Source organism: Hydrogenophaga intermedia, assembly GCF_023715105.1.
Lineage (GTDB): Bacteria > Pseudomonadota > Gammaproteobacteria > Burkholderiales > Burkholderiaceae_C > Hydrogenophaga > Hydrogenophaga intermedia_A.
Genome location: NZ_JAMBNO010000022.1, coordinates 38,215 through 59,352, shown reverse-complemented (window position 1 = coordinate 59,352; position 21,138 = coordinate 38,215). Strand labels below are relative to the sequence as shown.

Genomic DNA, 21,138 nt, shown 5'->3' with positions numbered 1-21,138 from the left:
CCGCAGGCTGCATTCGTCGCTAGGCTATCTCAGCCCGATGCAGTTCGAGCAACGCTGGTACGAGGCACAGCGAAAAAAGGCCGCGTAATCGTCGGGCTAAGAGCTACACAGAACGAGGGCAAGGTCACCCCTCCACCTCGGCGACAACCGGCGCCGCCTTCACGGTGATTGCGGTTGTGTCCGGATCGAACCGTACGTGCAACCAGCCCTCGTATTCGTAGGCGTGAGCGAACTGCACGTGCTGTCGGGAAATCGGGTCGTAGCAGCGACTGACTGCGCCACGAAATTCGGCATAACGCCCAGTGCGTCCGCCCCAGCGGGTAAAGTCTTTCATGGTGTGTAGGTCTCGAAGACCCATGGAGGCGGCCACCGCATGCGCGGGCCAGAGCCACAGGGATTTCTTCAGATGGCGCCGCTGATGCGGTACCACGCGCTTGAGGGATCGCGTCCTCGATCCCAGGCCGCCCCGTTTAAGGCACGGCCTGACCTCAGGGCTTGACAGCCCAGCCATTTGCGCCGACACTGCTGCTCAAGGTTCCCCAACCTGAGAGCAGTGACGACGCCGCCCAGCTTGCTGTGCGGCGTTTTCCATTTTGGGTGGTCTACGGACGGTGTTTCGGTTCTTTGCTCGTCGCTAGTCCTTTCCGGGCGACTCGCCCGCAGCCCGGACCGGTCCCAGCTTCGCCAGGATGCCGGCCCTCCAGTTGCGCACTTCGCTGGCGCTCGCGAACCACCCGCGGCGCCCCTCAATCTTCACCAGCATGATTGGCAGGCGGCCACCGCGAGCCGCCGCGCGAAATGCTTCTCCCGTACGAAAGCCCAGCGCCTCGCGCAACGCGGCGCCTCCGAGGAGTTCCTCTTCGTCCAGAGTCTGAGCGTACAGGCCGACTTTTGGCATCATTCATCCAACTACCGTCAAGTTGCGCAGGTTACGAATCGAGCGACGACTCCGTCTAGCGTTGAGGCAGTAATTCAATTCAGCAGTAAAACTTGTTTAGTAATTCATTTCTGCGCGCAGTTCCAGCCGAACGCGTGATCGACTTGGTCCCGCGGTCCTCTCTTTGGGCGAAGCCGACGATGTATCGGGCGCAAAGAGCGATCCAGCGCTGGAAGACGAAGGCGGTGCTTCAGGCACTGTTGGACGAGACCGGCGCCTCGGGACCCTACGACCTCGAATCCAAGCTGATCGAGGCCTACGGGGATGCCCTAGGGCCCCGGTGCAGTGCCTTCGACCGGATGAAAAAACTTGGGCAGCCGGATGTCGAGAAGAATTTGTCGCGGCTTGCACGGGACCCAGCCAATGCCTCCAGGTGGATGTACCACGCAACCCTCTATGCGCCCGAAGCGCTCGCTGTGTTGCGGGAGGTAGTCTGGCGATTGCTCGACCCGACGCCCATCGGATATGTCGAGTTGTCAGACCTGTACGAGCGCCGCTATCCGACGTGGGAGGTGCCACGCGGCATCAAGGTCGTGCTCGACGATCTGGAAGGATTCCCAGACTATGAATGGGTACATGTCAGGACCGGAGCTCTAAAGCAAAGGCGGGGCCTGACGGACGCGCTGTATGCCATGCGCAGCGCTGAACTACGGGGCAAGGAACGCGAGTACCACCTGCATCTATTGGGTGCGATGGAGCGACTCGCGAGCAAAGAATTGGACCCTGATTTGCAACTACTGGGGGTTGAGTGTTGTGACTACTTGGCGACTTGCTTCGGCCGCATTGAGGTCCCGCAATCGGTCCGCCGGGACAAGGTGATGGAACTTCGTCTAGGGCTTTCCGCTTACCTGGGCGCCGATCCGTTTGGTGTTATTACGGGCGGCGAACTCGAGTGGTGTCCGCGTTGATCCGCTGAGGTGTGGGATCGGCAGGATCGTTGGAACAATGAGCCTATCCGGCGCGATCCCCTGCAACTGACCCTTAATGGATTCGAGCACGGCGAATAGACCTAGTAGGATTCATGGGCCAATTTGCGCGTACTCGGTCAAAATGCTTTTGAATTCAGCATCTTAGATGACCTGGGTTGTCCCACCTCTGTCACCAACCTGCTGATCGGCCTGTTTGGCGCCGTACGCAATCCACTGGCCCATGCACCAAAGACGAATTGGCCCATGTCCGAACAGGACGCACTGGACATCCTGACGTTGGTATCGCTGATTCACCGCAAGCTGGATGGCACCACGAAATTCGCGGCCGTATCGCCATAAGGGAAGGACAAGAATGGACGAGGCGATCGTTGTCTTCTCTCGGAAAGGGATTTTCCAGACCACGATCGCCGCGCGCGATGTTCGCAGCCGGGAACATGCGCGAAAGCTGTGGCCCCTGGTGTCTCCCGGCGCATCTCGGCAGATGGTGACGTGGGTCAGCCCCTCCTTTGAAGGCGGGAAGCTGCGTCGGCGATCCCACTTCCGCGCACTTCCTGCCCAGCACACCTTTAACCCCAAAGCGCACTTCGACGATGAAGAAGCCACTCGGTGGCGCGCCGTGAAGGAAAGTCCCGAACACCGGTGTGCGAAAGAACTTGTCGCAGCCGAACTATCACGACGTTTGAATGCCGGGCTGGCGATGCCGTGGGCGTTCAAGGATGCGGATGCGTCGGACTATCCGCTGGAAGGCAACCTATTGCTCGGCGCCGACCAGGTGGAAACCGAGCATCCCCTAGAGACGCCATTCGGAAGCAAATTCCGGCTCGACGTTGCTGTGCTCGGGCCGCCGGTCCAGGCTGAGCCGATGGTGCTAGGCGGCGTTGAAATCGAACTCGGCCATGCCTTCGACGGGCGCAAGGCGCTGATCGGGAAGTCGCTCGGATTTCCGCTGATCTCCATCGACATCACCGAGATGAAGCTGGACGAACTCACGCCTGAGTGGGCGCAGCAAGTATTGACCGCGACCACGCGGAGCCACGAGCAAGGACGCCGGCAGACCTACATCTATCTCCACGACCTGATGTACCCCCTCTACGGGCAATTGCCGACGTTTCTGGACGACGAGCAACGCCATCAGTTCCTTGTGTTTGCCGACGATGAGACTCTGAACAAGTTGGTGCGCTGGATGAACCTGCTCGCCGAAAAGCTGGAGTACCACAAGGGTACGGTCGCCGTTGGCCTGGTCAATGGCAAGACTAAACAGTCGCGCAAGATGCTGGAACGCGCGGGGCAGGTCGTTGGCCCCGACTGGAGTGAGTTCAACGGCCAGCGATGCCTACGGCTGACCCTGCCGCGTCCCAAAGGCCCGGCGGATCTCCAGGCCCATCGCTTCCACATGACGATGGCGCGCATCCTGCTGTCGCACACTGATGCGCTGGTCGGCTACAAGTATTGCAACGGCGTGGACAACAACCATCCCGAAGAAGACGTGTGGGTTGCGCATCGCTGGATCGCCGACCTGAAAACCCATACCCAGCATCGCGTATTGCCGAAGCGGCTGGCCGAACCGATCAACAGGTTGATTGCGGTGGTTTCGGGCCTACATCGCAATAGCGCAGCCCTTTCGCCGAGTAAGTGAAGATGTGATGTGAGAATAGAAACAGTCTTCGCCAAGATAGCAGGCGGTGAAAGAGCCATTGGAATTCCGCGAAAGAGATCACATCGACTCACAAAGAAGGAAGCTGCCAGAGCCAGCGACCTGGATTCGAAGTCGGGCTTTCACGGTATCTTCCCTTCGCACGAAAAACTGCGTCTCCATGTCGGCAAAGCTCCAAAAGCTGCCACGCAATCGCGGGAACGAACGGCCGCTGACGCTGCAGACCAGTCCCCTACCATCCCTCAATTTCGCTCACTTCCCACCTTCAGCCTCTCCGGCGCAAACGGTACCAAGAACTGGTCACTGCGTTCAGGCGTGGCCACGAGCCACTCGTCATAGGCCGCCTCAGGCAGTATCACGACCATGCGTTTCTCGTCGGTCGGCTTGTGGAACTGGTTCATCAGTGGGTGGGCATCGGCGTTGATAGTCAGCATGGTGTAGCTGTGCACCCATTCCCCCTGGGGTGACTTCCAGGCCGACCAGAGGCCCGCAATGCCCATGGGCCGACCGTCATCTCGCTCGATGCGTGTTGGAATGGCCTTGCCGCTGCGCCAGTCCGGTTCGTAGATGGCCTGGGCCGGGATGATGCAGTGCTGCGCCTTTTTCCACGCATCCCGAAAACTCGGCTTGGTGGCCACCGTTTCGCTGCGGGCGTTGTAGGTGCTGCGGCAGATCTTCAGGTCAGTCGCCCAGTGGGGCGCCAGGCCAAACAGGCCCGGCAGCACCTCTCGCTCCGGCACCGCGTCATCGCCCGAGTCCTTTTCTCGGGGACGGCGGATCAGCAGGCCTTGGTACCCCGGCCACAGATCGGCTTTGCCAATGTCGGCTGGAGGTTCCGCCTGGAACATCTTCCGTAAGACCTGGGTGTCCCGCACCCCTTCGTAGTGACTGCACATGCCTTCATCCTATGCGCGGATGCCCATCCGTTTTTATGAAGCATTCCCCAAACGAAGAGCCTGGCTTCTATACTGTTGTTATGTCCAGTATTACAACAGAGTTCCAGTTGCCACCCCTGCGCCCCGGCACTGAGTCGGGGCGCTGCAGTACACCAAGGCCCTTTGCCGAGTGCACCCTCCCCGCCTTCCAATTGGAATCCCGGATTCGAGCGGGTTTTCCGTCACCGGCCGAAGATTTCCAGGCCAAGCGCATCGACGTGCTCGAACACCTGATCAAGCACCCGCAGGCAACCTACAGCATGACGGTCCGCGGCGAGTCCATGCGTGAGGCAGGCATCTTTGATGGGGATGTGCTGCTGGTGGACCGGGCGATCAAGCCCAGCCATGGCCAGATCGTGGTGGCGGTGGTCGATGGGGACTTCACCTGCAAGCAACTCTGGCAGCGCAGTGGGCGCCTGAAGCTCAAAGCGGCTAACCCGACCTTTGCCGACATTGTGCCCACCGAGGGCCAGACGGTGGAGGTCTGGGGCGTGGTGATCGCGGCGATCAAGCAGTTCAAGCGCTGAAGTTGGTTGAACTTCTCTGCGAATGCTTCATGGCTTCCCCGCTGTATGCCCTGGTCGATGGCAATAATTTCTACGTCTCCTGCGAGCGGGTGTTCCGCCCCAGCCTGAACGGCAAGCCGGTGGTGGTGCTCTCCAACAACGACGGCTGCGCCATCGCCCGCAGCAACGAGGCCAAGGCCCTGGGCATTGCCATGGGCGCACCCTGGTTCAAGATCCGCCACATGGCGGAATCCCAGGGACTGGTGGCCTTGTCTGCCAACTTCCCGCTCTATGGCGATCTGAGCGACCGGATGATGAGCCTGGTGGCCGGGCTGGGGCACCGGCAGGAGGTCTATTCCATCGACGAGTCCTTCGTCGATCTTTCCGGGGTTCGCGGCGATTTGCTCAAACGCAGCCAAACCATCCGCGAGCGCGTGCTGCAGTGGGTGGGCATTCCTTGCTGCATCGGCATCGGGCAGACCAAGACCCTGGCCAAGCTGGCGAACCACATCGCCAAGACCGCCGAGCGAAAGCCTGACAGCTACCCGTCGGAGTTGGCCCAGATCTGCAACCTGGCGGCCTTGGACCGAGCATCATTGGAAGCGGTGTTGGCTGCGACCTCTGTCGACGAAGTCTGGGGTGTCGGACGCCGCATTGGGGCGCAGCTCAAAGACGGTGGCATTCAAACGGTACTGGACCTGGCTCGCATGGACCTCGGCACTGTTCGCCAGCGCTGGTCGGTTGTACTGGAACGCACTGTGCGGGAGCTGCAGGGGCAGCCCTGCGTGGGTCTTGAGGACATTGCACCTGACAAGCAAGAGATCGCCTGTACCCGTTCATTCGGCCGCACGGTGAGTGCCTTGGGTGACCTTAGCGAGGCCGTGAGCGAATTTGCCAGCCGAGCGGCCGAGAAGCTGCGCCGCCAAGACGGCCATGCCTGCCAGGTGCTCACCTTCGTTCGGACCAGTCCATTTCGGACCGACCCACAGTACAGCCGCTCAATCGTGGTTCCGTTGCGTCGGCCGACATCGGACACAAGCCGGATCGTTGAGGCAGCGCTGGCCGGCCTGCACTGCATCTACAAGCCCGACTTCTTGTACGCCAAAGCCGGGGTCATGTTGCTGGAGCTGCAACCGGCCTCAGTGCACCAGACGGAGCTGCCCCTGGAGCTAGAGGACGAGCGAGACAAGGGGCGCCTGATGGGTGCGCTGGACGGGCTCAACCGACGTTACGGCAGAGGTACGGTGCTGCTGGGCAGCACAGGGCTGCAGGGCGATCAGAGGCGATGGTCCATGAAACAAGAACGCCGCACGCCCCAATACACGACCCGATGGGAAGACATGCCGGTGGTACGCGCTTGACATGCCCAAATGGAGGTGTGCCCGATGCACCCAGGCGCAAGTTTTCATAGACGGCTCGGGCCAGCCGAATCGATAATGCACTCGGGGCAGCCTGAACAGCCGCCCCTCCTCCCTGAAAAGTCGTGTGACAGCGACTTTGATTTACCCGGCACTCGTGCCGGGTTTCTTTTTTCTGGCGCGCCAAGACGGCAGGGGCCTCGCGCGCTACGAATGTGCTGGAAAACAGCCCAAATCCAGCAGCGGCGCAGGGGGTTTCAAGTCCTACATTGACCTCACGGTGTTCAGAGAGCAGGCAACCGATGCCCCATCAAGAACAGCGTCAATCCGAGGGACTTGACCATGAACCATCCACCTCCCGCCGACACCCGGTGCTGGCAATCCACCGAAGCGGCAAACTCGCCGAGAAAGTTGGCGGCAACGCTGGCGAGCGCCGCCGTCAGCATGTTGCTCACTTTGGGGCTCCTCGCACCATCGACGGCACGCGCCGTCGATGGCTGCCTGGTTCTGCTGTGCTTTGCGGCACCGAGCTGGAAGTCTGTCCCTCAGTGTGTGCCACCGATCCGAAAGGTGCTACGGGATCTGGCTCGGGGCAAGGCGTTCCCCATGTGCGGTATGTCTGGCGCGGGCAATTCGGCGAGAAATGTGTGGGCTCGGGCGCCCGGCAACTGCCCACCCCAGTACACCCAAGTGCATGAGACCGAGAGCGGACCGATCTACACCTGCGACTACACCGGGGCGATCACGATCACGATCGACGGCAAGCAGTTCACACGCACCTGGTGGGACATGGGTGGCGATACCGTGACGGACTTCAGCCCGGTCGCGAAGTCCCAGCTTGGCAAGTGGGACACCCGGTACGACAACGACCATGCCAACTGGCTTCGCTCCCGTCCGTGAGGGCTGCGCCATGGAAGCCTCCACCTTCGCAGCACTGGCCTTGGCCTGCGCGCCACAGGTCCACCTGACAACGGCTCAGGCGCTCGTCTCTGTTGAAAGCGCCTTCAACCCCTGGGCCATCGGCGTCGTAGGCGGCTCTCTGCAACGCCAACCCCGCCAACGCACCGAGGCACTGGCCACCGCGCAGGCTTTGCAGGCGGCCGGTCGCAACTTCAGCGTGGGCCTCGGGCAAATCAACCTGGGCAACTTCCAGCGCTTGGGACTGTCGCTGGAATCGGCCTTCGAGCCTTGCACCAATCTGGCCGCCATGCAGGCTGTGTTGAGCGCGTGTTTCGAGCGGGCGCGACGCAAGTCGCCCCGCAAAGCGGGAGACCAAGCAGCCCTGCGCGCCGCCTTCTCCTGCTACTACAGCGGCAACTTCACCACGGGCTTTCGCCATGGCTACGTGCGCAAGGTGGTCGCCGCAGCCCGCAACCCTCTCCCCATCAGTCAACCCAACCCCGTGAAGGAGCCGTCATGAACCGCTTTCGTCTCATCGTTCCCCAGCGCCACACCGCAACCGCCCTGCTGCTGTTCGCTGCAGCGTCCAAGGGCTGGGCGCAGGGTTTTGACAAGATCAACACCACGGTCACCAACGTCAACACCATCCTGGTGACGATCTCGATTGCGGTGGTGACCATCGCGATCATCTGGGCAGGCTTCAAGATGATCTTTCAAGGCGCACGCCTGGCCGATGTGGCCAACGTGCTGATTGGTGGCACGCTGGTGGGTGGGGCGGCGGCCTTCGCCAGCTACATCGTCAGCTGACGGCTGAAGGTGCAGACCATGCAGGCCGAAGCCATCTACAAGGGCGCCACGCGCCCGGCCATGAAGCTAGGCATCCCGCTGGTTCCGCTGGTGATCCTGATTGGCACCGGCATGTTGCTGATCATGTGGGGCGGCATCCTGGTGAGCTGGTGGCTTGCGCTGGGTGTGGTCCTTTCCATTGCACCGGTGTTGCTCTGGATGCGCTGGTTGACGGCCCGCGATGACCAGCGGTTCCGGCAGATTTTTGTGGCCCTCAAGCTGAAGCTGCACGACCGCAACCGGCGGTTCTGGCGCGCGCGCAGCTACTCGCCCACGCTCTACCGGGGAGGCTCCAATGTTTGGCATGTTTGACCGATCTGGCAGCACGGCCCGTCGTCGCCTCGGGCGACCTGCTGCAGGGCAGCCACAGCCGCGCCACTGGGCACAAGCGCTGAAGGAAAACCCGCTCTCGCGGTTTGTGCCTTTCTCCTCACTGGTCAGCGAGCACGACGTGATCACGCGAGGTGGCGATTTCATGCGCGTGTGGCGCCTCGACGGCGTGGCCTTTGAATGCGCCGACGAACACCTGATCGCCGAACGGCATGAAGCCCTGTGCAGTCTGTTGCGCAATCTGGCCGGCGGCCAGTGGGCCGTGTGGACCCACCGGCTGCACCGGAAGATCCAGGACCAACTGGAAGACCCGCTGCAAGCTGGCTTCGCACGCGACCTGTCACAGGCCTACCAGGTCAGGCTGGGCAAGCACGCCATGATGAGCAACGAGCTGTACCTGACGCTCGTCTACCGGCCCAATGCCTCACGCCTCAGCCGGGCACTTCAATCGACCCAGCGTTCGAAGACCGCCATCGCCGCAGCGCATGCTGAAGCCTTGCGCGTGTTGGAAGAAAGGACCGCGTTTGTGCACCGGGTGCTGCGCGGCTTTGGCCCTCAACTGCTGGGGGCGCGCATGCAAGGTTCAAGGCGGTACTCCGAGCTGGCCGAGTTTCTGGGCTACCTGGTCAACGGCAGCTGGAGGCCGGTGCCCCTTGCGGCGGGGCCGCTGTACCGAACCTTGCCCACCACCCGCCTTTCTTTCGGTGGCGACAAACTGGAACTGCGCCACGGCGAACAGCGCCGTTGCGCGGCCCTGGTGGACATCAAGGAATACGCTGACGCGGTGGAGCCGGGCATCTTGAACTCGCTTCTGTATGAAGACAGCGAGTTCATCGAAACCCAGAGCTTTTCGATACTGCCCCGGCGCGAAGCCATGAGAGCGCTGGAGCTGCAACGCGACCAGCTGATCGCCAGCGACGACGTGGTGGCCAGCCAGATCGCCGACATGGACGAAGCGCTCAACGAGCTGGGGGATGGGCAGTTCTGCATGGGCGAATACCACTACAGCCTGGTGGTGTTCGGTCAGCCAGGGGAAGACAGCCTGGCAGATGCCGGGCGACGGGCTTCGCAGGCGATTGGTGCGGTGGGCGAGGCGTCCAGCCTGCAGATGTCGCCGGTTGATCTTGTGGCCGATGCTGCCTGGTTTGCTCAGATGCCCGGCAACTGGCAATGGCGTCCGCGCGATGCCAAGTTGTCGTCCCGCGCTTTCGCGGCCCTTGCCAGCGGTCACAACTTTGCCCGGGGCAAGCGCGACGGCAACCCCTGGGGAGAAGCGCTGGCCTTGCTGCGCACCCCATCGGGCCAGCCCTTCTATTTGAACCTGCACAGCAGCCCCGAAGGCGAAGACTCTGCCGACAAGAAGCTGCCGGGCAACACCCTCATCATCGGCTCCACAGGCGTCGGCAAGACCACGCTGGAGATGTTCCTGCTCACGCTCACCCGAAAGTGGAACCCGGCTCCAAGGCTGGTGTTGTTCGACCTGGACCGAGGCTGCGAGATCGCGATTCGGGCCTTGAACGGCCGCTATTTCACTCTCGAAGCGGGCAAGCCCACCCACCTGAACCCGCTGCAGCGCGACCCCACGCCAGCACGCATCCAGTTCTGGGAACAGCTGATCCGCATCTGCATTGCCACGCCCGCCCTGCCCTTGCTACCGGCCGATGAGCGGGCGATTGCCGACGCCGTCAAGACGGTGGCCATGATGCCGACAGCTCTGCGCCGCTTCTCGACGGTTCGCCAGAACCTGCCGAAGTCGGGTGAAAACAGCTTGTACGAGCGGCTCGGGCGCTGGTGTGAAGGTGGCGCCCTGGGCTGGGTGTTCGACCAAGCCAACGACCAGTTGGCGGACCTGGATGCGGCATCGGTGATCGCCTTCGACACCACCGAGTTTCTGGACCTGCCCGAGGTGAGGACGCCGGTAATGCTCTACCTGCTGCATGTCATGGAAGAGCTGGTAAACGGCGAACGCCTGATCTATGTGATCTCGGAATTCTGGAAAGCGCTGGACCACGAGATCTTCAGTGACTTCGCCAAACAGAAGCAGAAGACCATTCGCAAGCAAAACGGCCTGGGCATTTTCGACACCCAGAGCCCGTCCGATGTGCTGCGCCATCCCATCGGGCGGACCATGGTCGAACAAAGCGTGACCAAGATTTTCCTGGCCAACCCGGAAGCGGTGCGCGAGGAATACGTCGAAGGCTTTGGACTCAGCGAGGCCGAGTTCGGCATCGTGCGCAGCCTCGGCGCGCAGGGTGGGCGCCGCTTCCTCGTCAAGCAAGGCCACAGCAGCGCCATCTGCGAGCTGGACCTCAGCGGCATGGACGATTTCATCACCGTGCTCTCGGCCACCACCGACAACGTGGCCCTGCTCGACACCGTTCGTGAACGGCACGGTAACGATCCGTTTCTGTGGCTTCCCGTGCTGCTGCGCGAGGTTCAGGATCGCAAATCCCGTACTTCAAGGAGAACCCCATGAAAGTCCACGTTCAACGGTTTGCGCTGATCGCTTTGGCGCTGGCCACCAGCGCCGCCTCGGCCCAGTTCGTAAAAGGCAATGAGGCGATCCGTGTCATGGCCGATGGCACCCAAAAGGTGGAGGTGCCGCCGCTACCGTCGGTGGCTTTGGGTTCGCCATGCCCAGCCGCCAAGTCTGGCTGCGCTGGCGGTGGCTGGAAGATGTTGGAGAGCGATTCGGGTCTGGTCGAGTGCACCGAGGTCTTTGCGCGACCCACGACCTGCAGGCCCTCAACCTACGGCGCTGAAAAGCGATCACGCGCGTGGATCGTGAAGCTCAAAGGCCAGTGGGTGCAGTGCGCTCAACCCGACATTTCGGGGAAGTGCGTCAGCCTGAAAAGCCTCCCTGTTAGCGCTGTTCAATAGCTGAGGAGACATCCCATGTTTGCCTGGGTCGGCTCACAGTTCGATGCGGTCCTGAGCACTTACGTGATCGGCGTCGTGGGTTCGCTCATGGCCGGGATCGCACCGATCGCACTGACGGCGATGACGATCTGGGTGGCGCTGTATGGGTGGGCCGTTCTGCGCAATGAGGTTCCAGAGACGGTGCCCACCTTTCTTTGGAAGGTGTTCAAGATCGGTCTGGTGCTGGCGTTTGCCTTGCAATCGGCTTTTTACATCGCGAACGTGGCCGACACCGCCAATGCGCTGGCAACGGGAGTGGCCACCACGTTTCTACCGGCAGCCGCAGACCCCACCACGATTTCTTCACCTTACGCACTACTGGACAGGTTCAATGACGGCGCCAGTCAACTGGTGCTCGATCTGCTGAAGGACGCGGGAATCATGCGTCTGGACCTGCTCTTCGCTGCCGTGGTCTGCTCCATCGGCAACGTCGTGTTTCTCTGCATCGCCCTCTTTGTCGTCACGCTGGCCAAGCTCTTCCTGACGTTCGTCATCGCCGTGGGTCCGCTCTTCGTCTTGTGTCTGGCTTGGCGTCCCACTGCACGCTTTTTCGACAGCTGGTTGTCCATGGTGTTGAACGCCGTCGTACTGACCTGGTTTGCATTTTTCGCCTTGGGTATCAGTGCGTTCATGGGCGATGCGATTGTGCAAACCGTTCAGGTCAATGGTGGATTTCAGGGCTCGACGTTCAACGTCGTCGGGGAAAGCCTGAAGTACTGCGTCGTCATGGTCCTCATGGCCATCATCTGCTTTCAGGCGCCCAGCCTGGCCTCGGCGCTCACCGGCGGTGCCGCCATCCAGCAAGGCATCCAGATGATCCAGAACGCCATGATGGTTTCGGGCCTGCGTTCTGCCTCGTCGGCTCGGAGCGCCAGTGGTGTCACCAGCGCTGGCGGCGTCATCCGTGCAGGCGCCGGTCTTCCACACACCGCCGCGTCCATGGCCCGCCGAGGCTACGGCGCTGCCCGCTCCGCCGCTTACAAACTCGCCGCCCAACGCGGCCGGTCCTGACCACCCCACCCGCCAAGGAGTTCACCATGCACACCCGCCTCAAAGTAGCTGCTGCCGTCCTTATTGCTCTGGGCGCCACCCAGGCCCGAGCCACCGGCATTCCCGTGATCGATGTGGCCAACCTGGTCCAGACCGTCCAGCAGGTCATCAACGACATCACCAAGATCAACAACCAGATTCAGCAGATTCGACAACTGCAAACCCAGATCGAGAGCATCAACGGCATTCGCAATCTGGGCGACGTGTTCAACAACCCGCTGCTGAAGAACTACGTTCCGGCCGAAGCCTTCACCTACCTCAACGCGGTGAACACCTCGGGCTACAGCGGGCTCAACGCCACGGCCAAGGTGTTGCGCGATGTGAGCATGATTTACAACTGCATGGACCTCACCGGCGGCGCCCGCACCCAGTGCCAGGCCACTCTGGCGCAGCCCTATCAACAAAAAGGGCTGCTGCAAGACGCCATGCAGACCGCGGCGGGCCGACTCACGCAGATCCAGTCGTTGATGACCCAGATCAACGCCACCACCGATCAGAAGTCGGTGCAGGAAGTCCAGGCACGAATCGGCGCTGAAAACGCCTTGCTGGCACACGAAATGTCGCAAGTGCAGATGCTGCAAGGCATGGCCGACAGCGAAGAACGCATCGCCCGATCTCGCGAGCGCGAACGGCAGTACGAAATGCTGGGCCGCACCGGCAAGGTAGCGGATTTTCTGCCGTAAACCCGCCTGAATCCCGCCGCCCCCCAGACCCACCGGAGAACCCCATGAGTGCCATCCTGTTGTCAGGTAAAGCCGCCGCATGGCCAAAACGTCCCCCTGAACCGTCGAACGAGGCTGAATCGGCGCCCTTCAACGCGAACCGCGACTGGGAAATCGACCGATCCCTGATGCTCGAACGCTCGGAACGCCGGGCCTGGCGGGTCGCGGTGGCCGGTTTGATTCTGGGTCTGGTCGGAATTGCTGCCGTGTTCGTGCAGGGGCCGCTGCGCCGCGTGGTGGAGATTCCCATCGTGGTGGACCGCGTCACTGGCGAAACCACCATCCAGCAGCGGCTGAGCGAAGAAACCATCCCCGCCATGGAGGCGCTGGACAAGCACAACCTGGCGGCCTTCGTGCGAGCGCGAGAAAGCTACAGCTGGATGTTCCTGCAGCGCGACTTTGACCAGGTGGCGCGCATGGCGGTGCCGGGTGTCTTCGCCGAATACAACCGGCAGTTCGAAGGTGACGGCGCGCTGCAGAAGAAGATCGGCGCCGCTGAGGAATGGCGCATCAACATCGTGGGGGTGCGCCTGCGGGCTTCCGGGCGAAGCGGCAACCTGAGCGACGCCACGGTCACTTACGACAAGGTGGTCCGCCTGACAGACCGCAACCTGCCGGACGTCACGACCCGCCACGTGGCCAGCATCGTCTACCAGTACCAGCCCAAGGTGCTCGCCAAAGAAGCCGACCGGCTGGAGAACCCGTTCGGGTTCGTGGTCACCGCCTACCGGTCCGACCCAGAGATCAACACCCAGGCAGCGGGAGCACGGCCATGAAGCGCACTGTCTTGACGCTACTGGCTGCCTGCGCCGTGTCTTCGAGCCTGTTCGCTCAAGCGAATCCGAAATCGGCCGACCCGCGCCTGCGCGACGTGGTCTACGACCCGACGGCGGTGGTGACCGTCCCCGTCAAACGGGGCATGGTGACCCTGGTGGTGCTCGCCCAAGACGAAGTGATCACCGAAGTGGCCGCAGGCCAAGGCGGCGATTGCAGCAAGGCCGATGCCGTCTGGTGCGTGGCGGCGCAACCGGGGGGCCGCAACCTGTTCGTCAAGGCCAAGTCTGGCGCGGATGCACCCAACAACCTGGCCGTGGTCACGGACCGGCGCACGCATGCGCTGCGTTTCGTGGTCCTGCCTGACGGCGACAGACAACAGCCCGTCTACCGCTTGACCGTCAACGCGCCCGCACAACCCAAGCCCAACACTGGCCTGTCAGCGAAAGACCTGGCGGCACTTGCCGCCCTGCCCCCCCTGCCAGCCCAGCCGACGCCGCAACAGGTGGTGGCTGAACGACTGCAGGCCAGCCCCACGGTGATGAACTCCCAGTATTCGCTGGCCGAAGGATCAGGCTCGCAAGACATCGTGCCGACCCTGGTCTATGACGACGGGCGATTCACCTACCTGCGCTTCCCCGGCAACCGCGAAGTGCCAGCGGTCTTCCATGTGCTCGGCGATGGCAGCGAAACCCTGGTCAACGCCCGGATGGAAGACGACCTGCTGGTGGTGGACCGCGTCAGCCGAAAACTGATGCTGCGGGCTGGCAACGCGGTCGTGGGCATCTGGAACGAGGCCTTTGATCTGGATGGCACCCCGGCAGAAGGTGCGACCACTGTCCCGGGTGTGCACCGGGTTCTCAAGGGTGTCAACGCCTCTCTCGACAACCGCCCCACTGGAGTCAGGCCATGAACGACCAAACCAACGCCCACAACCCGTCGACCCCAGAACCTGCGGACGGCAACACCATCACACCTTTGCCGGGAGAGCCCGGCATCCCCCAGGTGACGGCGGCACGCAGCGTCAACTGGTCGCGCAAGGGCGCGCTGGGGCTCGGCATGATGGTGCTGACACTGGTGTTGTTCGCGGGCTTTGCCATCAACCGCTATTTCACCAGTGGCCCTGCAACAGACCAAGACGCCAAGCTGGTGCGCGACAAGCCCTCCGCCGCCAGCGCCGGGACACGCGCACTGGACATGACGGCTCCACCCGCACCGCGTGTGCCCGCTTTGCTGTCCACCCCTGAGATAGCTGAGCCTATCGGGGTGCGCAGCGGCGGGGCTGCTGCGCCCAAAGGCATCTCTGCAGACGATGCCCCGGTGCTAATCGTGTCTTCTCGTCCTGGCGTGCACTCCAGCTCAGCGGTCCTACCCAACGCAACGGTTCCCGGCGACCCCTCGGCCAATCCGGACGATCCAATGGCCAACACCGGCCGCAACCTGCAGACCTACCAGAGACAACTGCAGGGCCTGCTCGACAACCTGACCCAGAGCACGGCCATGACCAATGGCCAGGGTGGCGACTCGACCAACCTTGGTGCCCTCGGATCTATGGCAGGTGCCTCATCGGGCGGGGGGTTGCCTGCGCCTTCTGCGGGCCTGTTCGGCGGTCAACTGCATGGCTCCGCCACACCCAAGGTCGCGGCCAGCACACTGGGCGACCGCAGCCTCACGCTGCCAAAGGGCACGGCCTTCACCTGCGCCCTCAAAACCAGGGTGATCAGCGCTACGTCGGGCCTGGTGGGCTGCCAGGTCCAGCGCAACGTGTACGGCGACAACGGGCGCGTGCTGCTGATCGAACGCGGCTCGCACCTGGACGGCGAGTACCGCATCTCGTCGGTTCGCACCGGCACGGTCCGTATACCGGTGTTGTGGACCCGGGTACGAACGCCGCACGGTGTGACAGTGGACATCGAGTCGCCCAGCACCGGCCAGCTCGGCGAGTCCGGCATTGATGGCTACGTGGACAACCGCTGGGGTGAACGCATCGGTGCCGCCATGCTGCTCTCGCTGATCGACGACTCGGTGAAGCTGGTGATCCAGAACCAAACGCAAGACCAGCAGGCCGACACCATCGTCCTACCGTCCACCACCGACAACACCAGCAAGCTGGCCGAGAAGGTGCTGGACAGCACCATCAACATCCCGCCCCTGCTGTACCAGAACCAGGGCGGCATCGTCGGCATCTACGTCGCCCGCGACGTGGACTTTTCCTCGGTCTACGAACTCCAGCCGCGGGAAAGGTGAAGGCGATGAACACCCTGCCCGGCATTGAAGAAGACCCGCTCGACGGCTGGTGCGGCGACGCCACCTCGGTGGTGGAGTTCCTGCGCCCGTTGCGCGAACAGCTGGACGCTCCAGGCGTGCTGGAGGTCTGCGTGAACCGCCCCGGCGAGCTGCAGGTGGAAATGGTCCATGGTTGGCAAGCGGTCAACGCACCGGCCATGACGCAGGAGCGTTGCCTGTCCCTGGCCACGGCGCTGGCCACCTACTGCGACCAGCAGATCAACCAGGAACGCCCGCTGCTGTCGGCCACGCTGCCCACCGGCGAGCGCATCCAGTTCGCCATACCGCCCGCTGTGCCACGCGGCACCGTGTCCATCACCATCCGCAAGCCGTCGAATGTGGTGCTCCGCCTGAGTGACTTCGAGCAAGACGGCTTGTTCGGCCGCGTGGGTGAAAAAGCCGCCGCACCGATCCCGGAGAACAACGACGGCCTGCAGCCCTTTGAGCGCGAACTGCTGGCCTTGAAGGCCGCTGGCCGACACGCCGACTTCTTGCGCCTGGCCGTGCGGCATCACCGCACCATCGTGGTCAGCGGAAAAACCGGCTCGGGCAAGACCACCTTCATGAAAGGTCTGGTTGAAGAAGTGCCGAAACACGAGCGCCTGATCACCATCCAGGACACGGCCGAACTCACCTTGCCCAACCACCCCAACGTGGTCCACCTGTTCTACAGCAAGGACGCCCAGGGCATGGCCCGGGTCACCGCCAAGTCTCTGCTTGAAGCCTGCTTGCGCATGAAGCCCGACCGCATCTTCCTGGCCGAGTTGCGCGGTGAAGAGTGTTTCTCCTTCATCCGGCTCGCCGCCTCAGGCCACCCGGGCAGCATCACCAGCGTGCACGCCGGCAGTTGCGATCTGGCGCTGGAACAGATGTCGCTGATGATCCGCGAAAGCGGCGCGGGTGGCGGCCTGCGCATCGATGAGATCAAAGGCCTGCTGCGCATCGTGATCGATGTCATCGTGCAGTTCGACCGGGACGAACGGGGCCGCTTCATCGCCGATGTGGCCTACGAACCCCGCCGCAGGCACCATGCCGCCAGTCTCAACCCGCAGCGCGCCAGCACCCTGCAAGAGCCCAGCGCTGCCGCGAGCGAGGGGCTGCCATCATGAGCCAGGCATTGGCCTTGCCCTTCACCGCCTGGTCCTTGGGCCGACGGGTTGCCGCAGGCGCCTTTGCAGCGGTCATGGCCGCTGCCCTGCTCTGTGCGGCGGTCTACGTCTCGGGAGTGTTGTTTTTGCTGCTCAGCAAGGCCGACCCCAGGCAGGCCCGGTGGAGCAGCATCACCACCTACTGGCAGCTCTATTCAGACGATGCTGTTTTGCGCCAGCGACTGTTCACCGCCATGGCCCTGTCCGGCGCTGGCTTGCTGGTCTTCCTACCCGGCGCGCTCATCGCAGCGGCCCGGCCACGCCGCGCATTGCATGGCGACGCGCGTTTCGCCTCGGCTGGCGAGGTGGCCCGCGCTGGGCTTGTTGATTCGGCCAAAAACCCTGAAACCCCGAGCATCCTCATCGGACGATTCAAAGGCCGGTATCTCGCCCTGCCCGGCCAGTTGTCGGTGATGTTGTCCGCCCCCACCCGCAGCGGCAAGGGTGTGGGTGTGGTGATTCCCAACCTGCTCAACTGGCCCGACTCCGTGGTCGTGCTCGACATCAAAGGTGAAAACCACGCCATCACGGCGGGCTACCGCGCCGCCCACGGCCAGCCGGTCTACGCCTTCTCCCCGTTCAACGAACAGGCCCGCAGCCACCGCTGGAACCCGATGACGGCGGTTCGCACCAGCCCGCTGCACCGGGTCGGCGACCTGCTGGGTATCGGCCAGGTGTTCTTTCCCAACGACGGCAGCGGCACCTCGTCCGAAGCCTTCTTCAACGACCAGGCGCGCAACCTGTTTCTGGGCCTGGGCCTGTTGCTGCTGGAAACTCCCGAGCTGCCTCGTACCGTGGGTGAGCTGTTGCGCCAGTCTTCTGGCAAAGGCCAGCCGCTGAAAGACCACCTGGGCAGTCAGATCGCCCAACGCCGCGAACAAGGCAATCCGCTTACCGACGAATGCGTCGATGCGCTGCAGCGCTTGCTGAGCAATTCCGAGAACACCCTGTCCAGCGTGGTCGCCACCTTCCATGCGCCGCTCACCATCTTTGCCGATGCGGTGGTCGATGCCGCCACCAGCGCCGACGACTTCCGGCTCGAAGACCTGCGGCGCCAGCGCATGTCGGTCTATGTGCGCATTCCGCCGCACCGCCTGGCCAATGCCCGCCCCTTGCTCAACCTGTTCTTCTCGCAGCTGGTCAGCCTGAACACCCAGCATCTGCCCGAACAAGACCCCAGCCTCCGGTTTCAATGCCTGCTGGTCAACGACGAGTTCACCGCCATGGGCCGCGTGGGTGTCATCACCCACTCTGCTGCCTTCCTGGCTGGCTACAACCTGCGCCTGCTCACGGTGGTGCAGGCCATGTCGCAGCTGGACGCGGTCTACGGCGACAAAGAAGCCCGCACCTTCGCCACCAACCACGGCATGCAGATCCTCTTTGCGCCCCGTGAGCAGCGCGACGCCGACGAATACAGCGCCATGCTCGGCCACTTCACCGAGCGCGCCACCTCACGCGGTCGCAGCCGTTCTTTCAGCGGACACGGCCACAGCACCGTCAGCCGCAACGAAAGCGAGCAACGCCGCGCCCTGCTGCTGCCGCAGGAGTTCAAGGAACTGGGACGCGAGCGGCTGGTGGTGATCTTCGAGAACTGCAAACCGATCCTCGGCGAAAAGATCCGTTATCACCGGGACAAGGTGTTTCAAGCCCGCCTGCGCCCTGCCCCAGCGGTGCCCCGGATGAACATGGACCTGCACCAGGCCAAGGTCCAGCAACGCTGGTGTTACGCCGATGACGATCTTCCGCCCGAAATGCACACCCTGGACTGCGAGGCGCTGGCCCACGACATCCAGTTGGCACCTGAGGTTCTGAACGGTCCAGCCGACAGAGCGGCCGACGCCCTGCTCGACCCCTTTGACCAGAGCAAGGCACTTCAAGACGGAGGTGGATCGATCGAGCCCGCCAACGAAGACGCAACCGACGAAAGCACCACAGCCCCACCCCTGTCTGCTGAGGAAGGTGGACCTCAGGTGGAGATCACAGGAGAACGCCCATGACCGCCCCATTCAATCGCTTCGTATGGACCAGCCTACTGAGTTTGACGCTGGTTGCCTGCAGCTCGCCGCCCAAGCCACCCACGGTGGACGAATCCCAGAAGCGACCCGCCAACGCGCAAATGGCCGTCGAGTTGCAGGTCTGCAAGAACGATCTGCAAAACACCCGCATCCTGGCCACCGAATCCAGCCGCCTGGCCGAGACAACGGCCGCCACGTTGGCCCAAATGGCGGCTCGTCAACAACTGTTGGCGTCGATCCAGGAGAAAGCAGCGGCCAACAGCCTGCGCATCGTCCACTTCGCTTTCAACAGCACGCAGGTGTCCATCCCAACGGCTGAGGCATCGGCACTGGTGGAGGAAGCCAAAGTCGCGCCGCTCGTACTGTTGCGAGGGCGCACCGATGGCACGGCGGACTCATCTGCCGAAAGCCGAATAGCTCAGGCTCGAGCCAACGCGGTTCGCGACTACCTGGTTGCCTCCGGCGTGGACCCCTCCCGAATCCGCACCACCCATCAACCCAGCGGCGACCACCTGGCCGACAACCGCAACCCCCAGGGCCGCAACCTCAACCGCCGGGTCGAGATCGAGGTGTACCGCACCCTGCCCATTGCCCAACAAACAGCACAGCAGCAGCCCTGACCCATCCGCCAGCAAGCTCCAACCCCAGGAGGTTTCCATGGACGACAGCAATGCCCCCGCCCAACGTGTGAGCCGGTCCATTCCGGATGCCCCAACTTCGCAGGGCGGCACGGTGGAACCCGCCAACCGCGCTCCGGTGGCCATCCGGACGTTTCAGGCGCCCGAACCCGAGCCAGGCGAGCGCTACGAACTGCGCGACCCCTTCACCGACCTCACCTACCGCAGTGACCGTCTCCAGGAAATAGTGGCCAAAGCCGATCAGCTCGGCGCCAACCGCTTCGTGGTGCTGGATGCAAGGGAACAAAGGTCCTTCATACACAAGGTGGATGGCCAGTGGCAGCGCGAAGAGCCGCGCGAGCCAAAACGCGACGGGCAAGCCATCCCACGGGCGACAACCAGCCCAGAGCCCAGCTCACAGCAGCCGCCCACCAACGACATCCCCCTGCCTTCGACGCAAAAGGAGCCAATGGCGCAAGAGACCACTGATCTGCAAGCCTCAGCGCGAATGGATGCCCAGGCCGAACGCGCCGCCTTGGTGGCCAAGCTCGAAGCCTCCTTGCTGGACCGCTACCTCATCAAACGGGCTCCGGTCACCGTGGGTGACGTCAAGATCGGCCTGACCGAGTACCGGTTCAAGGGCGATACCTCGCGTGTCGCTTTCACCGAATCCACCTTCCGACTGGCCACAGAAACCAACAGCCCGTCTGTGGCACGGTCCATGGTGGACGTCGCCGAGGCCCGCAACTGGCATTCCCTGCGGGTGTCCGGCAATGAGGACTTCAAACGCCTGGTGTGGCTGGAAGCCGCCGCACGCGGCGTGAAAACACTGGGCTACGAACCCAACTCGGCCGACCTGGAACGCCTCAAGGTGGAACGCGAGCTGCGCCAAGTCAACCGCATCGAACCAGGCCGGGAAACGAACGCCAGCCAGGGTAGCGCACCCGGCGACAAACCTGCGGGCCGTGGAAGCGGTGGACGCAAAGCCGTGTTGGCTGCCGTTGAGGCCATTCTGGTTGCCAATCGCGTGCCCGAGAAGCAGCGTATGGCCATCATGGCAGCTGCCACCGAAAAGCTGGCCCAACGCATCCGCGACGGCCACACCCTCAAGGTCAAGGTCTACGACAAGAACGCACCGTCCCAGCGCCCAGCCGTAGTACCCAAGCAAGAACAACAGCGCACCCGTGAACGGGCAGCGCCCGTACGGTGAGG

The 21,138-nt window shown here is 63.0% G+C and carries 24 protein-coding genes; 20 read left to right on the top strand and 4 right to left on the bottom strand.

What is annotated here, in order from left to right:
• Positions 1-124: 124 nt before the first annotated feature.
• Positions 125-334, bottom strand: coding sequence for a hypothetical protein (locus M3149_RS18485; RefSeq protein WP_251710962.1), 210 nt, complete (start codon positions 332-334; stop codon positions 125-127).
• A gap of 300 nt (positions 335-634) precedes the next feature.
• Positions 635-898, bottom strand: coding sequence for a hypothetical protein (locus M3149_RS18480; RefSeq protein ID WP_251710961.1), 264 nt, complete (start codon positions 896-898; stop codon positions 635-637).
• A gap of 179 nt (positions 899-1,077) precedes the next feature.
• Between M3149_RS18480 and M3149_RS18475 the strand changes: the two genes are divergently transcribed.
• The 3 genes from M3149_RS18475 (at position 1,078) to M3149_RS18465 (ending at position 3,502) form a co-directional block, all read left to right on the top strand.
• A complete protein-coding gene (locus tag M3149_RS18475) occupies positions 1,078-1,845 on the top strand; it encodes a hypothetical protein (RefSeq protein ID WP_251710960.1) in 768 nt (255 codons plus the stop codon).
• Between the two features lie 123 nt (positions 1,846-1,968).
• Positions 1,969-2,205 (top strand): TIGR02391 family protein, encoded by a 237-nt coding sequence (locus M3149_RS18470; protein WP_251710959.1) that lies wholly within the window; start codon positions 1,969-1,971, stop codon positions 2,203-2,205.
• Positions 2,206-2,218: 13 nt separating this feature from the next.
• Positions 2,219-3,502: a hypothetical protein gene (locus M3149_RS18465; protein ID WP_251710958.1), complete on the top strand. Its 1,284-nt coding sequence runs from the start codon at positions 2,219-2,221 to the stop codon at positions 3,500-3,502.
• A 260-nt stretch (positions 3,503-3,762) separates the two neighbouring features.
• On the opposite strand, the gene M3149_RS18460 is transcribed toward M3149_RS18465, so the two are convergent.
• Complete coding sequence (locus tag M3149_RS18460; protein WP_251710957.1) at positions 3,763-4,416, bottom strand: SOS response-associated peptidase; 654 nt, start codon at positions 4,414-4,416, stop codon at positions 3,763-3,765.
• Positions 4,417-4,607: 191 nt separating this feature from the next.
• On the opposite strand from M3149_RS18460, the gene M3149_RS18455 reads away from it, so the two are divergent.
• Both M3149_RS18455 and M3149_RS18450 read left to right on the top strand, forming a co-directional pair.
• Positions 4,608-4,982 (top strand): LexA family protein, encoded by a 375-nt coding sequence (locus M3149_RS18455; protein ID WP_251710956.1) that lies wholly within the window; start codon positions 4,608-4,610, stop codon positions 4,980-4,982.
• Between the two features lie 41 nt (positions 4,983-5,023).
• Complete coding sequence (locus tag M3149_RS18450) at positions 5,024-6,322, top strand: Y-family DNA polymerase (protein ID WP_251710963.1); 1,299 nt, start codon at positions 5,024-5,026, stop codon at positions 6,320-6,322.
• A gap of 281 nt (positions 6,323-6,603) precedes the next feature.
• Here M3149_RS18450 and M3149_RS18445 read toward each other — a convergent pair whose 3' ends face one another.
• The gene (locus M3149_RS18445; RefSeq protein WP_251710955.1) at positions 6,604-6,774 is read right to left on the bottom strand and encodes a hypothetical protein; all 171 of its coding nucleotides are present in this window, start codon (positions 6,772-6,774) and stop codon (positions 6,604-6,606) included.
• Positions 6,775-7,009: 235 nt separating this feature from the next.
• On the opposite strand from M3149_RS18445, the gene M3149_RS18440 reads away from it, so the two are divergent.
• The 15 genes from M3149_RS18440 to M3149_RS18370 are packed head-to-tail and all read left to right on the top strand — an operon-like array spanning position 7,010 to position 21,136.
• Complete coding sequence (locus M3149_RS18440; protein ID WP_251710954.1) at positions 7,010-7,219, top strand: hypothetical protein; 210 nt, start codon at positions 7,010-7,012, stop codon at positions 7,217-7,219.
• Positions 7,220-7,229: 10 nt separating this feature from the next.
• Positions 7,230-7,739, top strand: coding sequence for a lytic transglycosylase domain-containing protein (locus M3149_RS18435; RefSeq protein ID WP_251710953.1), 510 nt, complete (start codon positions 7,230-7,232; stop codon positions 7,737-7,739).
• Positions 7,736-8,026, top strand: a complete 291-nt coding sequence (locus M3149_RS18430) for a TrbC/VirB2 family protein (protein ID WP_251710952.1) — start codon at positions 7,736-7,738, stop codon at positions 8,024-8,026. The genes M3149_RS18435 and M3149_RS18430 overlap by 4 nt, the downstream gene beginning before the upstream one ends.
• An 18-nt stretch (positions 8,027-8,044) precedes the next feature.
• Complete coding sequence (locus M3149_RS18425) at positions 8,045-8,377, top strand: type IV secretion system protein VirB3 (protein ID WP_251710951.1); 333 nt, start codon at positions 8,045-8,047, stop codon at positions 8,375-8,377.
• Positions 8,361-10,871, top strand: coding sequence for a VirB4 family type IV secretion/conjugal transfer ATPase (locus tag M3149_RS18420; RefSeq protein WP_251710950.1), 2,511 nt, complete (start codon positions 8,361-8,363; stop codon positions 10,869-10,871). Before M3149_RS18425 ends, M3149_RS18420 begins: the two co-directional genes overlap by 17 nt.
• Positions 10,868-11,275, top strand: a complete 408-nt coding sequence (locus M3149_RS18415) for a hypothetical protein (RefSeq protein WP_251710949.1) — start codon at positions 10,868-10,870, stop codon at positions 11,273-11,275. The genes M3149_RS18420 and M3149_RS18415 overlap by 4 nt, the downstream gene beginning before the upstream one ends.
• Before the next feature lie 15 nt (positions 11,276-11,290).
• Entirely contained in the window at positions 11,291-12,325 is a 1,035-nt protein-coding gene (locus tag M3149_RS18410) for a type IV secretion system protein (protein ID WP_251710948.1), read from the top strand.
• Between the two features lie 26 nt (positions 12,326-12,351).
• A complete protein-coding gene (locus M3149_RS18405) occupies positions 12,352-13,047 on the top strand; it encodes a type IV secretion system protein (protein ID WP_251710947.1) in 696 nt (231 codons plus the stop codon).
• A gap of 44 nt (positions 13,048-13,091) precedes the next feature.
• Positions 13,092-13,862, top strand: a complete 771-nt coding sequence (locus M3149_RS18400; protein WP_251710946.1) for a virB8 family protein — start codon at positions 13,092-13,094, stop codon at positions 13,860-13,862.
• Positions 13,859-14,773: a TrbG/VirB9 family P-type conjugative transfer protein gene (locus M3149_RS18395; RefSeq protein WP_251710945.1), complete on the top strand. Its 915-nt coding sequence runs from the start codon at positions 13,859-13,861 to the stop codon at positions 14,771-14,773. Before M3149_RS18400 ends, M3149_RS18395 begins: the two co-directional genes overlap by 4 nt.
• Positions 14,770-16,107, top strand: coding sequence for a type IV secretion system protein VirB10 (gene virB10 / locus M3149_RS18390; RefSeq protein ID WP_251710944.1), 1,338 nt, complete (start codon positions 14,770-14,772; stop codon positions 16,105-16,107). Before M3149_RS18395 ends, virB10 begins: the two co-directional genes overlap by 4 nt.
• A 5-nt stretch (positions 16,108-16,112) precedes the next feature.
• Positions 16,113-17,255 carry a P-type DNA transfer ATPase VirB11 gene (gene virB11 / locus M3149_RS18385; protein ID WP_251710943.1) on the top strand — a complete coding sequence of 381 codons (1,143 nt, stop codon included), beginning with the start codon at positions 16,113-16,115 and terminating at the stop codon, positions 17,253-17,255.
• Complete coding sequence (locus M3149_RS18380; RefSeq protein WP_251710942.1) at positions 17,252-19,291, top strand: type IV secretory system conjugative DNA transfer family protein; 2,040 nt, start codon at positions 17,252-17,254, stop codon at positions 19,289-19,291. Before virB11 ends, M3149_RS18380 begins: the two co-directional genes overlap by 4 nt.
• Positions 19,288-19,929 carry an OmpA family protein gene (locus M3149_RS18375; RefSeq protein WP_251710941.1) on the top strand — a complete coding sequence of 214 codons (642 nt, stop codon included), beginning with the start codon at positions 19,288-19,290 and terminating at the stop codon, positions 19,927-19,929. Before M3149_RS18380 ends, M3149_RS18375 begins: the two co-directional genes overlap by 4 nt.
• A gap of 37 nt (positions 19,930-19,966) precedes the next feature.
• Positions 19,967-21,136 carry an LPD7 domain-containing protein gene (locus tag M3149_RS18370; RefSeq protein WP_251710940.1) on the top strand — a complete coding sequence of 390 codons (1,170 nt, stop codon included), beginning with the start codon at positions 19,967-19,969 and terminating at the stop codon, positions 21,134-21,136.
• Positions 21,137-21,138 lie beyond the last annotated feature (2 nt).